Origin of the sequence: Actinomadura sp. 1N219 (assembly GCF_044326405.1) — a bacterium.
Classification (GTDB): Bacteria; Actinomycetota; Actinomycetes; order Streptosporangiales; family Streptosporangiaceae; genus Spirillospora.
The window spans coordinates 32,887-46,360 of the sequence record NZ_JBIRAY010000027.1 but is presented as its reverse complement, the minus strand read 5'-3'; the positions used below and the strand labels follow the sequence as shown (position 1 = coordinate 46,360).

General features: G+C 71.2%; 14 protein-coding genes. 8 read left to right on the top strand and 6 right to left on the bottom strand.

Going from position 1 to position 13,474, the window contains the following annotated elements; translation table 11 throughout:
- The first annotated feature begins 14 nt into the window (after positions 1-14).
- Together ACH35V_RS41055 and ACH35V_RS41050 are read left to right on the top strand one after the other, a co-directional pair.
- A complete protein-coding gene (locus ACH35V_RS41055; RefSeq protein ID WP_395980310.1) occupies positions 15-584 on the top strand; it encodes an ATP-binding protein in 570 nt (189 codons plus the stop codon).
- Positions 581-724, top strand: coding sequence for a hypothetical protein (locus ACH35V_RS41050; protein WP_395980309.1), 144 nt, complete (start codon positions 581-583; stop codon positions 722-724). The genes ACH35V_RS41055 and ACH35V_RS41050 overlap by 4 nt, the downstream gene beginning before the upstream one ends.
- Before the next feature lie 82 nt (positions 725-806).
- Here ACH35V_RS41050 and ACH35V_RS41045 read toward each other — a convergent pair whose 3' ends face one another.
- Together ACH35V_RS41045 and ACH35V_RS41040 are read right to left on the bottom strand one after the other, a co-directional pair.
- On the bottom strand, positions 807-1,520 hold the full coding sequence (locus tag ACH35V_RS41045; RefSeq protein ID WP_395980308.1) for a hypothetical protein: 714 nt from the start codon (positions 1,518-1,520) through the stop codon (positions 807-809).
- A gap of 97 nt (positions 1,521-1,617) precedes the next feature.
- Entirely contained in the window at positions 1,618-2,436 is an 819-nt protein-coding gene (locus ACH35V_RS41040; RefSeq protein WP_395980307.1) for a L,D-transpeptidase, read from the bottom strand.
- 210 nt (positions 2,437-2,646) lie between these two features.
- Between ACH35V_RS41040 and ACH35V_RS41035 the strand changes: the two genes are divergently transcribed.
- Positions 2,647-3,195 (top strand): YceI family protein, encoded by a 549-nt coding sequence (locus ACH35V_RS41035; RefSeq protein ID WP_395980306.1) that lies wholly within the window; start codon positions 2,647-2,649, stop codon positions 3,193-3,195.
- 57 nt (positions 3,196-3,252) lie between these two features.
- Here the strand turns inward: ACH35V_RS41035 and ACH35V_RS41030 are convergent, their stop codons facing one another.
- Positions 3,253-4,635: a sensor histidine kinase gene (locus ACH35V_RS41030; RefSeq protein WP_395980305.1), complete on the bottom strand. Its 1,383-nt coding sequence runs from the start codon at positions 4,633-4,635 to the stop codon at positions 3,253-3,255.
- A 157-nt stretch (positions 4,636-4,792) separates the two neighbouring features.
- On the opposite strand from ACH35V_RS41030, the gene ACH35V_RS41025 reads away from it, so the two are divergent.
- The 4 genes from ACH35V_RS41025 (at position 4,793) to ACH35V_RS41010 (ending at position 10,310) form a co-directional block, all read left to right on the top strand.
- On the top strand, positions 4,793-6,274 hold the full coding sequence (locus ACH35V_RS41025; RefSeq protein ID WP_395980304.1) for a glutamate--cysteine ligase: 1,482 nt from the start codon (positions 4,793-4,795) through the stop codon (positions 6,272-6,274).
- Positions 6,275-6,337: 63 nt separating this feature from the next.
- Positions 6,338-7,030, top strand: a complete 693-nt coding sequence (locus ACH35V_RS41020) for a response regulator transcription factor (RefSeq protein ID WP_395980303.1) — start codon at positions 6,338-6,340, stop codon at positions 7,028-7,030.
- A gap of 77 nt (positions 7,031-7,107) precedes the next feature.
- Positions 7,108-8,112 (top strand): ATP-binding protein, encoded by a 1,005-nt coding sequence (locus ACH35V_RS41015; protein WP_395980302.1) that lies wholly within the window; start codon positions 7,108-7,110, stop codon positions 8,110-8,112.
- An 806-nt stretch (positions 8,113-8,918) separates the two neighbouring features.
- Positions 8,919-10,310 (top strand): DUF4153 domain-containing protein, encoded by a 1,392-nt coding sequence (locus tag ACH35V_RS41010; protein WP_395980301.1) that lies wholly within the window; start codon positions 8,919-8,921, stop codon positions 10,308-10,310.
- Here ACH35V_RS41010 and ACH35V_RS41005 read toward each other — a convergent pair.
- Together ACH35V_RS41005 and ACH35V_RS41000 are read right to left on the bottom strand one after the other, a co-directional pair.
- The gene (locus ACH35V_RS41005; protein ID WP_395980300.1) at positions 10,288-10,845 is read right to left on the bottom strand and encodes an NUDIX domain-containing protein; all 558 of its coding nucleotides are present in this window, start codon (positions 10,843-10,845) and stop codon (positions 10,288-10,290) included. The two genes, ACH35V_RS41010 and ACH35V_RS41005, sit on opposite strands and share 23 nt — an antisense overlap.
- A 1-nt stretch (position 10,846) precedes the next feature.
- Complete coding sequence (locus ACH35V_RS41000; RefSeq protein WP_395980299.1) at positions 10,847-11,596, bottom strand: GntR family transcriptional regulator; 750 nt, start codon at positions 11,594-11,596, stop codon at positions 10,847-10,849.
- 153 nt (positions 11,597-11,749) lie between these two features.
- Here ACH35V_RS41000 and ACH35V_RS40995 point away from each other — a divergent pair, with 153 nt between their 5' ends.
- The gene (locus ACH35V_RS40995; protein WP_395980298.1) at positions 11,750-12,004 is read left to right on the top strand and encodes a hypothetical protein; all 255 of its coding nucleotides are present in this window, start codon (positions 11,750-11,752) and stop codon (positions 12,002-12,004) included.
- On the opposite strand, the gene ACH35V_RS40990 is transcribed toward ACH35V_RS40995, so the two are convergent.
- Positions 11,985-13,262 (bottom strand): helix-turn-helix domain-containing protein, encoded by a 1,278-nt coding sequence (locus ACH35V_RS40990; RefSeq protein ID WP_395980297.1) that lies wholly within the window; start codon positions 13,260-13,262, stop codon positions 11,985-11,987. The genes ACH35V_RS40995 and ACH35V_RS40990 overlap by 20 nt on opposite strands.
- Positions 13,263-13,474: the final 212 nt, after the last annotated feature.

The following is a 13,474-nucleotide window of genomic DNA, read 5'->3' as shown; positions in this document are numbered from 1 at the left end:
AGGGGACGGGCCTGGTGGGAATCGTCGGACGGGTGGGCAGGCGTCTCAGGGTTCGGGAGGCCCGGGACGGGTCGCTGGGCGGCGTCTCGGACGGCTTGTCCGCGAGGCCGGGCCGTGCGGGTGAGGCCCGGCGGAGGCTGGGCCTCCCCGTGGAGGGCGGGTCGCGGGGGCGTCCGGAGCCGCTGCGGCTGGTCAAGGGGTCTCTTCGGCTGCCGACCGAGGTCGCGAGCGTGGCGGTGGGACGGCGGTGGCTGCGGGACGTCCTCGGACGGGAGTTCGGGGACGGGCACCCGGTGATCGGCGATGCGGTCCAGGCGCTGTCGGAGATCCTCGCGAACGCCGTCCTCTATGGCACGGGAATGAACGTCCGGGTGTCCTACGAGGTGAACGGCACGTGGGTGGAGGTCGCGGTCCGCAACGACGGCCGGACGGACGAGAGCTGGCCGCGGAAGCAGGCACCCGCCGCGCTGGACGCCGAGAGCGGCCGCGGGCTGGACATGGTCGAGGCGTTCAGCGACCAGTGGGGCATCACGATGCTGCCGCAGGACGAGGTCATGGTCTGGTTCCGCGTGAGGTTCACGTGAACGGCCATCGGCCCCGGAGGCCCGTCAGCCACCGGGGGGCGTCCGACCGGTATGCGCTGGGGATGGTGCACGGCGCGCTCGTCGGGACGGGCATGGGGATGATCCTCGTGGCGCTGGTGCTGGCCGCGTTCCTTCTCTGACCGTCCGCCACGAGAAGCGTCCGCCCCGGGCATGAGGAAGGGCCCGCGCAACCCCACGTCCGCGGGCCCTTCCTGCTGTGCGTCAGCCGGTGACCGGGAGGTCGCCGGCGACCGGGGTGGGCGCGGGGGCGGCGTCCGGCGGGGTGGACGGCGACGACGGCGTGCCCGGCTCGGACGGCTGCGACGGCGGGTTCGGCTGGCCCGGCTTGCCGCCCTTGCCGCAGGTGACGGACGAGATCGCGATCGTCTGGGTCTTGCCGGCGAGGGTCGCGCTCACCTCGATGGCGGTGATGGACAGGTTGCCGTCATGGTCGCGGACGTGCTTGTTCAGCGTGACCGTGGCGGAGCCGAGGCCGTTCAGGTTGACGGTCAGGGCCGAGTTGGGCGCCGCGGTGAGCTTCAGCTTGCGGCCGTTCAGCGTCGCCTCCTTCAGGTGCGAGACGCCGTTGCCGTTCTCGCACTTGGCCGTGACCGCGCTGGCGCTGAGGCCGAACTTGGCGATCCGGAGGTCGGTGACGGACGCGCGGCCGTGTCCGGCCCAGGCGGCGGCGTTGAGCAGGCTCGCCTCGATCCCGAGCGCGTTGGCGGGCAGCTCGGCGACGCTCTTGCGCACCGGCTTGTGGCCGGTGGAGGTCACGGACGGCGTCGGCGGGATGGCGACCGGCCCGGTCGCGGAGATGGCGACGGCGGAGCCGACGCCGCCGCTGGTCGCGGAGGCGGCGGGTACGACGGCGGCGAAGGGCAGAGCGAGCGCGCCGGCGACGGCCGCGCACTTCGTGATGGTCTGCAAACGCACGGTTGCTCTCCTTGGGGGGTTCTGAACTATGGGTGGCGCGGACTTGCGGGGGCTTGTCGGAGCGGGCGGTCCGGCCTCGCGGCCGGGGCCTCGGGCGTCAGGCCGTGACGTGGACGGGCGTGCCGAGCGGGGCCTTGGCCAGGCGCTTCAGGGCGTCCGGGGGGACGCGCACGCAGCCGTGGGTGATGGCCTTGCCGAAGACGGACGCGCTGGGCCAGCCGTGGAACGCGACCGTCCCGGGGCCGCCGCCGAAGGTGTCGAGCGTCTCGGAGTGCGAGCCGACCGGCAGGATGAGCGGGCTGTAGGTCGGCTTGGGCGGGGCCAGCGAGGCGAGGACGAACGTCCGTCCGGTCGGGGTGGGCGTCTTCGCCGCGCCGACCGCCACGGACCAGGTGCCCTCCTTGCGGCCGCCGTTCAGGAGGGTCAGCTTGCGGTCGCCGACGTCCACCTTGATGACGTGGGCGCTGCGCGCGACCTTCAGCCCGGAGTCGGGGATCCAGCCGGTGACGCCGTTGGGACGGCTGGGCAGCAGCACCCGCCGCCAGCCGGGGCGGGTCTCCACGACCGGCACCCAGGTGTCGCCCTTGAGCTGGCTGGCGGGCAGTTCCGCCACGGCGGGCGCGCCGGGCTGCGCCGACACGGGGGCGGTCTCGCCGGGGTGCACGACCGTCCCGTCCAGGGCGGCGGTGGGCGCGGGGTCGGCGGGCAGGTCGTTGAGGGTCGTGTACGTGGTGGCCTGGGGCAGCTTGCCGCCGCCGTCCGCGGCCTCCGCCTTGCCGCCGGCCGGTTCCCCTCCCCCGCAGCCGGTCACGAGGACGGCGGTGGCCGCCAGCACGGCCGCGCCGGACGCCGGCCCGCGGGCCTGGCGGGGCCGCCGGGACGGGCGTGCCGCGCCGCGCGGTTGTTCGTCGTTCACGAAGACTCCCATGATCGTGGACGCCGGCGGGACGGGCCTTCCACTCCGCCGGCCCGCCTGTGTGACCGCTGATTACGCACGACCGCCCCATCGGGTTGCACGCTTGGGGAACAATCCCGGATTTGACACTGTTTGAACCCTCAACTAACGTGCCAGTGGTCGTTGAAGTTTCAAGCACATGGCTCGTTCCAACCACTGCTAGGAGTCACCATGAGCATCGCCGCCGTCGCCCCCGAGCTGACCGTGGGAACCTGGAACATCGACCCCGCGCACTCCGAGGTCACCTTCGTCATCCGCCACCTGATGACCAAGGTGCGGGGGGCGTTCACCGAGTTCAGCGGGTCCGTGCAGATCGCCGACGAGCTGACCGAGTCCAGCGCGACGGCAGAGATCAAGGTCGCCTCGCTCGACACCCGCAACGCCGACCGGGACGCGCACGTGCGGACCGCCGACGTCCTGGACGTCGAGAACCACCCGACGATGACCTTCGCCGCCACGGGCGTCCGCTCCGAGGGCGGCGAGCACTACCTGGACGGCGAGCTGACGATCAAGGGCGTCTCCCGTCCGGTGAGCCTGTCGGTCGAGTTCAACGGCGTCGCCGAGGACCCGTGGGGCGGGACGCGCGCCGGGTTCTCCGCCCAGACCACCATCAACCGCAAGGACTGGGGCATCGAGTTCAACGTTCCGCTGAAGGGCGACAAGGCCCTGCTCGGCGACAAGGTCGACCTGCAGCTTGAGGTCCAGGCCGTCCGCGCCTGACCTGCGCTTTCCCAAGGGCCGCCCAGGTGGGCGGCCCTTCGGCATTCCCGAAACCGGTCAGCGGGGGCGGGCGGACGGGAGGCGGCGGAGGGTCGTGACGAGCGGGAGGCGGAGGACGAAACGGGCCCCCGACGACGCGTGGTCCTCGATCCGGAGCGTTCCGCCGTGCGCCTGGGCGATCTCGCGGGCGATCGCGAGGCCGAGGCCGGTGCCGCCGGCGTCGCGGCTGCGGGCGGTGTCGAGGCGGGTGAAGCGCTCGAAGACACGCTCGCGGTCGGCGGGCGCGATGCCCACACCGTCGTCGGTGACGGTGAGCAGCGCCTGGCCGTCCTCCCGGGTCACCTCCACCGTGATCGACGACTCGGCGTACCGTTCGGCGTTGTCCAGCAGGTTGCCCAGCAGCCGGACGAGCTGCATGCGGACGCCGCGCACCGTCACCCGTCCGGCGAGCGCCATGCTGACCCTCCGGCCGAAGGCGCGGCGGTGGATCTCCGCGTCCGCGAGTTCGGCCAGGTCGATCGGCTCCTGCGCGGCCGTCCCGCCGGTTCCGATGCGGGCGAGGAGGAGCAGGTCGGTGACGATCGACTCCAGCCGGTCGGTGTCGCGCAGCGCCGACTCGACGACGGCCCGCAGGTCGTTGTCGTCGGGGTGCATCGACGCGTCCTCCAGGTTGGCGCGGAGCGCGGTGATGGGGGTGCGCAGCTCGTGGGACGCGTCGGAGGCGAACTGGCGCTGGCGTCCGACGGCGTTCTCCAGCCGGTCGAGCGTCGCGTTCGCGGTGCGGGCGAGCTGCGCGATCTCGTCCTGCCCTGACGGCTCGGGGACGCGGCGGCTCAGATCGGTGGCGCTGATCTCGGCGAGCTGGGCGCGGATCGCCTCGACCGGGCCGAGGGTGCGGCCGACGATCCGCCACGTGATCCAGGCGGCGAGCCCGGCGAGGAGCAGCACGGCCGTGGCGAGGGCCACCTCCAGAAGACCGGTGACCAGGTAGGACGGGAGCGGCTCCGACGCGTACACGACGACGGAGTCGGGCGCGGTGGAGACGCGGATGGCCTCGACGACGTAGCACTCGCGGTTCGGCCAGACGCCGTGGCACTCGATGTAGTCGCGGACGCGCACATTGCTCGACGGCCAGAGTCTGCTCACCGGCGGCCTGTCCGTTGCGGCCGGTGTCGCATTTGTGACACGCCCGCCGGGCTCGACGACCTGGATCAGTATCCGGCCGCGGGTCTCGTCCGCGATCTGCCCGTCGAGCGTCCCGTCGCGGACGCCGCCGCTCACCCGGCGGCCCTCGACCTGCGTCCCCTGGAGAAGATCGGTCTCGATCCTGGTACGCAAGGCGAAGTCGACGCCCATCGCGGCCACGCCGAGGACCAGGGCGGCGATCACGGCGGCGATGAGCGTGTCCCTGGCCCGGATGGACCGGGGACGCATGCGCATGGGCTCCTCCCACCGGGAATAGCCAGATTTCGGACGAAGCACACACGCTACCGGTCGGTCACAAATCGGGAGTCCGAAACCAAAGCGCCGGGTTTTCACCTACTCGCACCGGGAGATCCCGTTTATGACGGTTCCTCCGGAGTACAGGGACGGACACATGGGCAGGGACGTGGCTTCGGTCACCATCAGCGGCGAGGACCGGCGGCGGTACCGCGACAAGGTGCGCAGGTGCCTCGACGTGCTGGCCCGCATGCTGGGCGAATCCCAGTTCGACTTCCAGCGCCCCCATATCGGCCTGGAGATCGAGCTCAACCTGATCGACTCACTCGGCGATCCGCTGATGCGCAACGCGGACGTGCTCAAGGCGATCGCCGACCCGGCCTGGGCGACGGAGCTCGGCCAGTTCAACCTGGAGATCAACATCCCGCCCCGGGAACTCGGCGGGACGGGCACCGGCGAGCTGGAGGCGGAGGTCCGCGACCATCTCGACCACGCCGACGCCCGCGCCCGCGAGGTCGGCGGGCGGCTCGCCATGATCGGCGTCCTGCCGACCCTGCGGCGGTCCGACATCGGCGAGGAGACGCTCTCGTCCAACGCGCGCTACAAGATGCTGAACGACCAGATCTTCGCGGCGCGCGGCGAGGAGATGCGCATCGCGATCGACGGACCAGAGCCGCTGCGCATGCACGCCGACACCATCACCCCAGAGGCGGCGTGCACGAGCGTCCAATTCCATCTGCAGGTGAGTCCCGACCAGTTCGGCGCCTACTGGAACGCGGCCCAGGCCATCTCCGGCGCGCAGGTCGCGATAGGCGCCAACTCACCGTTCCTGTTCGGGCACAGGCTCTGGCACGAGACCCGCATCACGCTGTTCGAGCAATCCACTGACACGCGTCCGGACGAGCTGAAGGCGCAGGGCGTCCGGCCACGGGTCTGGTTCGGCGAACGCTGGATCACCTCCGTCTTCGACCTTTTCGAGGAGAACACCCGCTACTTCCCCGCCCTGCTCCCCCTCTGCGACGACGAGGACCCGCGCACCGTCCTGGACGACGGCGGTATCCCCGAACTGGGCGAACTGACCCTCCACAACGGGACGGTCTACCGCTGGAACCGCCCCATCTACGCGGTAGTCAAGGGCCGGCCGCATCTGCGTGTGGAAAACCGTGTCCTTCCTGGCGGGCCGTCCGTCGCCGACGTCATCGCCAACGGCGCCTTCTATTACGGTGTCGTCCGCATGCTCGCCGAAGACGAACGTCCAGTCTGGACGCGGATGTCCTTCGCCACCGCAGAGGACAATCTGCATCGCGCTGCCCGCGACGGCCTTGAATCCACTCTGTACTGGCCCGGCATGGGTGAGGTGCCCGCCGCCGAACTCGTCCTCCGGAAACTCCTGCCCCTCGCCTACGAAGGACTGAACCGGTGGGGCGTCGACCCGTCCCGCCGCGATCGGCTCCTCGGCATCATCGAACGCCGCTGCGTCACCGGCCAGACCGGCGCGGCCTGGCAGATCGGCACCGTGGACGCCATCGAGGACTCCTACGACGTCCCGCGGCACGAGGCGCTGCGCATGATGGTCCGCTCCTATGTCGAGCACATGACCGACAATGCTCCCGTCCACACGTGGCCCGTCGGGCCCTGATCTTCACAAGTCCTGCACAAATCGCGCTCATCGCATACATAACGGGCTTCTAGAGTCTGGTCCGTGACAGGGAACGAGACGCGGATCCTCATCGTCGAGGACGAGCCGACGATCGCGCGGGCCGTCGCCGACCGGCTGGCGGCGGAGGGGTTCGGCGTCGACGTCGCCGCCGACGGCCCCGCCGCGGTCGAGCGCGCCCGCGCCTACGAGCCGCACCTCATCGTGCTGGACGTGATGCTGCCCGGATTCGACGGGCTCGAGGTGTGCCGCCGCGTCCAGGCGGAACGTCCCGTCCCGGTGCTGATGCTGACCGCCCGCGACGACGAGACGGACCTGATCGTGGGACTCGGCGTCGGCGCCGACGACTACGTGACGAAGCCGTTCAGCATGCGGGAGCTCGTGGCCCGCGTCCGCGCGCTGCTCCGCCGCGTCGAACGCCCCCGTCCGGGGATCCCGGAGGCCGCGGACGTGGTGCGCGCCGGGCCGCTGGAGGTCGATCAGCGGGCCCGGCGCGTCCGGCTGGACGGGCGCGAGGTGCACCTCACGCCGACCGAGTTCGACCTGCTCACCTGCCTGCTGCGCAACCGCGGCGCCGTGCTGACCCGGGCCGTCCTGCTCGAACAGGTGTGGGACTGGGCGGACGCGTCCGGGACGCGGGTCGTCGACAGCCACGTCAAGGCGCTGCGCCGCAAGCTCGGGCAGGGGCTGATCAGGACCGTCCACGGCGTCGGCTACAGCCTGGACGCGGCATCGTGAGCGCCTTCTCGCGCGGGTTTGTCCACAGGTTGTGGGCGAGGCTGCCGCGGCCGCTGGACCCGCTACGGTCCATCAAGGTGAAGTTCGGCGTCGTGGTCGTCGCCACCGCGTGCGTCGCCGTCCTGATCGTGCTGTGGGGGTACCCGCTCGGGTTCCGGGCGCGGGAGACGCTGCCCGTCGGCGTGCTCATCGCCCTCGTCTTCATCCAGCTCCTCGCGCACGGGATGACCGCGCCGCTGCGCGAGATGACGGCGGCGGCGCGGGCGATGGCGCGCGGCGACTACAGCCGCCGGGTGCGGGCCACGTCCCGGGACGAGGTCGGCGAGCTGGCGCAGGCGTTCAACCGGATGGCCGCCGACCTCGCCGAGGTCGACCGGCAGCGCCGCGAGTTCGTCGCGAACGTGTCGCACGAGCTGCGCACCCCGATCAGCGCGCTCCGGGCCGTGCTGGAGAACGTCGCGGACGGCGTCACACCCGCGACGCCCGACGTCCTCGAAACCGCCCTCGACCAGACCGAACGCCTAGGACGCCTCGTCACCCAGCTCCTCGACCTCTCACGGGTCGAGGCGGGCGCGGCGACCCTGGACGTCACCGACATCGACGTGGCCGCGTTCGTCGCCGACGTCACCGCGGAGGCCGCCGCCGGCCGCCCCGACACCGTGTTCGAATCCGACATCGCGCCCGGCCTGCACGCCTGCGCCGACCGCGACCGCCTCCACCAGATCATCGCGAACCTGCTGGACAACGCCGCCCGCCACGGCCCAGACGGACGCCCGGTGACCGTCACCGCCCGCCACTTTCCCGGAAGCCCGCCGGGCGGACTGGTCATCGAGGTGGCCGACGAGGGCCCCGGCATCCCGCCCGAGGAACGGGCCCGCGTCTTCGAACGCTTCTCCCGCGGCTCGTCCGTCGGCTCCACGTCCGGCCCACGCGCCGGAACCCCCGGCGGCGGCACCGGCCTCGGCCTCGCCATCGCCAGCTGGGCCACGGACCTGCACGGCGGCGACATCACCGTCCTCGACACCCCGACCGGCTGCCGCATCCGCGTCACGATCCCCCCGACCTCCGGAGAACCCGCATGACGAACTCACCCCAGGACTCATCGGACACTCCCAAAGACCCGCCCAACACACCCCCGCCCCAGAACAACACGACCGACCAACCGGTCAAGCACCCAGCCAACGAACCCGACCCGCAGTCCACCGCAACTGACCAGCAAAACGACACACCCAAGCAACAGGGCAGCGCGGCCGAGCAACTCGACAGCGCGGCCAAGCAACCGGACAACGTAGCCGAGCAACCGGACGAGACGGCCAAGCAGCCGGGCGACGCGGAAGAGCAACCGGCCGAGCAGCAAGGCGAGGCCGCGGATTCGGCGGTCGCGGGCGGCTCGGGCGGCTCGGGCGGTTCAGGCGGCTCGGGCGGTTCGGGCGTGTCGGGCGTGTCGGGTGTGTCGGGTGTCGCTGTTGGTGGGGTCGTTGGCTCCTCGGGGGCGGGTGGGGTCGGGTTCGCGCCGCCTAGTGCGCCTTATGGGGCTGTGGCGGGCACGCATCCGCAGGGTGGTGGACACCTGCCGGCCGGTGGACCTCCGGGGTATCCGCCGCCGCACGGGCAACCTGGCTCCCCGCCGCATGGGCCGCTGCACGGACACCCTGCCGCCCCGCCGCACGGGCACCCTGTCGCCCCGCCGCAGGGGCCGCCGCATGGGCGTCCCGGCTTCCCGCCGGCGAAGCCGGTGCCTTATCAGCCGAGCAAGCTGGAACTGGCGATCGCGGGGTGGAAACGTCCTGCGCTTCCTATGTCTTCTTCGCTTGCGGTGGGTGCGGCCATAGCCGGGGTTATCGGCGCGGTGACGCTTGGCCCGGCGTTGCTCAGCGGGGAGTTGGGCGTGGGCGTCGTCATCGCAGCGGCGGCCATCGCCTACGTGACGGGGGCGTCGGCTTGGTCGGCGGGACGGCTCGTCCGGCCCTCGTCTGCGGCCAAGGGCCGTGGGTCGCGGCTCAACCGGACTGGGGTCGTGTTCGTCCTGCTCGCGTTGTGCCTGTCGGCGACGGCGGCGATCCGGGACTCGGACTGGTTCGTCGTTCCCGCACTGTTCCTCGCCGTCGCCGGCGGCTCGTACGGGGCGTCCGGCGGACGGTCCTGGCCTGAGGTCCTCGGCGGCGGGATCGCGGTGGTGCCCGCGGCCGGCTTCATGATGCCGTGGGCCGGGCAGGGCGCGTACCGCTCGATGTCGTCCGGACGGAGCACCGCCTGGCCCGTCATCCGGACGAGCCTCATCGCGGCCGGGCTGATCGCGGTGTTCGGCGCGCTGTTCGTCGGGGCGGACGCGGCGTTCGGCAGCCTCGCCGCGGGCCTCGTCCCAGAAGTGTCACCGGGCTCTGTCATCGTGTACGGGATCGCGGGCGTCGGGGTCCTGCTGCTGGCGGGGTCGGGCGCGTTCCTCGGGCAGGCGCCGCCGCCGCTGCGGATGCTGGTCCCGGAGCCCGCGAAGCCTGCCGGACGCTGGTCGTGGGCCGTGCCGATCGCGGCGCTCGACCTGCTGTTCCTCGTGTTCTGCGCTATCCAGGCCGGGGTGTTCCTCGCCGACGACAAGGACAAGCTGCTCCGCTCCACCGGCCTCACCTACGCCGAGTACGCCCGGCAGGGGTTCTTCCAGCTCGTCGTCGTGACGGTCCTGGTCCTGGCGGTCGTGGCGGCAGCCAAGCGGTACGCGCCGTCCGCTGGGCGCGGCGACCGGGTCACCGTCCGGGTGCTGCTCGGGCTGCTGTGCGCGCTCACGCTCGTCGTCGTCGCCGTCGCGCTGCGGCGCCTGTACCTGTACGAGGAGACGTTCGGCTGGACGCGGCTGCGGCTGTGGGTGCACGCCTTCGAGCTGTGGCTGGGCGTGGTGGTCGTGCTGGTCGCGGTCGCGGGCGTCGTGAAGGGGCGGGCGCCGTGGCTGCCGCGGGCGGTCGCCGCCAGCGGCGCGGTCGCGATGCTCACCCTGGTGTCGATGAACCCGGACGGGTTCATCGCCGAGCACAACGTCGCCCGCTACAAGGACACCGGCAAAATCGACGTCGCGTACCTGCGAGACATGTCCGCCGACGCCGTCCCCGCGCTGGACCGGCTGCCCGAACCAGAGCGGTCCTGCGCGTTGCGCACCATCGTTCTAGGCCTGGACGACGGCGAACCCGCCATGAGCGGAAACCTGGCGCGGAGCCGTGCCCGCGAGATTCTGGACGCCCGTCCTGCAGACGAGAACATCGACTGCTCTACCTGGTCTCGCTCATACTGAGAAGCGCGTACGCGGCGAGGGTCGAATCGTCCGTGATTCGGCCCTCGCGCACGAGCGCCTTGAACTCGTCCCTGGACATCCACTTCTGCCGCATGTCCTGCTCCTCTGGCTCCCGGTCGGCCTCCCCTGCCTGAAGCCCGGAGGCGACGAAAACGTTGAAGCCCTGACCACTCGTCCCATGCGAGCAGTTCAGAAACCCAAGGTGCGTCAGCGTCGAAGCACGGAAACCCGTCTCCTGTGCGAGTTCCAGGCGCGCCAACTCCTCCGGGTCGGCGTCCTGGCGCCCAGGCAACGTGCCCTGGGGGAAGCTCCACGTGCGCTTACCGATGGGATACCGGTACTCCTCGACGAGATGAAACCCGTCGCCCTCCAGCGGGATGACCACGACGAAGTCGGGCTTGTCGACGACGCCGTAGATGCCGCGCGAGCCGTCCAGCCGCTCGATCTCGTCCTCCCGGACGACCATCCAGGGGTTCTCGTAGACGACCCGTGACCCGACCTGGCGAACCGCAGGCGGTTCCTCCTCGTGGTTCATTTCAGGCTCCCGACCCGTAGCGGTAGACGAGTTCGTGCCGGTCGCCGACCACCACCCTGTGGGTGACCTCCACGACGCGGCCGTCCTGGTCGTACGCGCGGCGCCACAGTGTCAAGACGGGCCGATTCGGGCCGACCTCCAGCGTGTCCTGCTCGTCCGCGCAGGGGAGACGGCACGTCACCGACTCCTCGAACGTGATCCGATGTCCGGCCTCCTCCAACCGCGAATAAATGCCGCCCGGACCTGTGTCGACCTCTCGCAGCACAGGAATTTGCTGCACGACGTCCAGGATCACCCAGGTCGTCGCCGTCTGAATGGGCGGCTCGCCTTCCACACCCTGGACGCGCGCACGTTCCAGTACCCGCGTCCCTGGCGGAACGTCCAGGCGGTGTGCCACGCGTTCGCTCGCCTCTACCTCGCTGACTGTCGTCCGCGTGAACGGCGTACGCCCGTCCTTCTGCGCAGACACATGGAACCCGCGCCACGCCCCGACCTGCCGCGTGATGTCGGCCGCCGCGCGCCGCACCCGCCGCGCCGTCCGCACCTGCGCACCCGAACCGTGCTTCAACTGGACGAGCCCCTGCTCGGCGAGCATCCGCAGCGCCCGCCGGACGGTGGAGCGGTCGGCCTCGTACCGCCGCGCCAGCTCCCGCTCGGACGGCAGCCACGTCCCCGGATCGAGTTCACCCTCGACGATGCGGGCGGCCAGCGCGTTCGTGATCGCCTGTGCCTTCGTGGGGGGTCGCGGCATGCCAGATTCCTGCTCCGGGGTAGGGCGTTGACCTCACACCGTACAGATCCCGCCACGTCCGGCACCTTTTTGACGTTATGCAGAACGCGTTGTGGGCGATGCTTGGTCGGCTTATGGTAGACCCACCATAGACCCACCAAGGGAGTCCGCTCGATGTCGGTGATCTTGTGCATGCCCGGCTGGCACAGCGAACGCACGGACAAGGGCCTGCGGGCCACCCGGATCTCCCCATTGTCGGACTACCAGCTCCTCAACGGCTGCCTGGAAGAGATAGCCGCGACGGACGAGGGCGAACTGTGGCTCCTCTGCGACGCCCAGACCCGCCTGGCCGAACGCGTCGCCACCGCGGAACGCCTCCGCGCCTCCACGTCCGGCCAGGCTGGCGGGCTCAAGACCGGCGGAAGGTGACGACCTCGCCTGAATCGCCGACGGCCTTACCGGTCGGCTGCAGGATGCGCTCGCCGGCGTTGTCGGCCAGCAACGCGCGGGCGCGCAGGACGATTTCCAGATCGAACCTTAGGTCCGGGTCAAGGAGCTGGTCACCGAACAGGTCCTCCAACTGACGCAGCCGATACCGGACGGTCTGCGGGTGGACGTGCAACCGCATCGCGACCTCGTTGGCGTTGCGTCCTGACTGCAGCCAGGCCAGCAGGGTTTCGGCTAGCCGGTCCTGCTGGCTGGGACGCAAATGCGCGAGCGGTGCAAGACGCAGGTCTGCCAGAGACGTGATGAGCCCCTCGTCCTGGAAAAGGATGAGCGTGGACATGTGCTCCACGCTGCGAATCACGCCGCTGTCCGCCTCGATGACACCGCGCTGGACGAGACACAGCGTTTTGCGGGCCCACTGTATGGAACGGGCCGCCTCCATCAGCGGGACGGTCGGTCCGACGACGGCGAGCGTCCCGGACAGGGCGCGGTCGACGAGCTTGGCGCGTCCGGGACCATCCGGGTCGGGGACGATCAGGCTGGGGGTGCGGCGGGTGAGATCGGCGAGCACGTCGGGCGGAAAGGCGGGCAGCCGGGCGTCCTGGTGCTGACGTCCGAGCGCCACGGCGGCGACCGTCCGCGGAAGGGGCCAGTGCGCGGCGGCGGCGAGGTCGGCGATCGCCTCCCGCGCGGCGGGCGGGTCGGCGAACAGCAGGTCGAGCAGGCGCTTGCGGCGGCGCTGCATCTCACCGGCGACGGCGGCCCTGGCCTGGGAGAATCCCTCCGCCGCGGCGTGCGCCAGCTCGTCCTGGAACTCCATGAGGATCTCGCCGACGGCACCGAGCGTCCGCGGGGACACGTGCAGCGCGTCGGCCCCCTCGGTGAGCCGCCGCCAGGCCACCATTCCGCCGACCCGCATCGCGGTCTGCATGGCGTCCAGGCTGCGGCCCTCCCCGGCCTCGCCGCGGCCGATGGCGCGGAAGAAGTCCGCCACCGGCGCGGAGTCGTGGCCGGGGTCGTCCACCCGGTCGACGAAGTAGTGGAGGACGCGCTCGACGGCGAGCCGGAGCGTTCCAGAGTAGGAGCCGTCACCCGGCCGGTCGTACTCCCTGACGCGCGTCTGAATCTCGTGGATCATGTCGTCCGCCACCTCGTCGAGGTGCGGCCGCATGTGATCCGCCAGTTCCCTCGGCAGATTCGCCCACAGGCGCCCGTTGGTGGTCGAACCGTCGTCCGCCACAGACCCTCCCGGCACTCGTCCCCGTGCGTCGCGCGCCATACACACGGGGTAATTGTTCGCTTATTAGACCTGTGTGAGGCAAAGCATGGCCTGTGACGTGCCCGAACGCAAAGTCCAAGCCGAATCCGACCGGCTCCGGCCGGACGGACGCCGAGTTATCCACAGTTCGCGGATGTGTGGCCGGCGCGGACGCCCGGTGCGAAGGTTGGGAC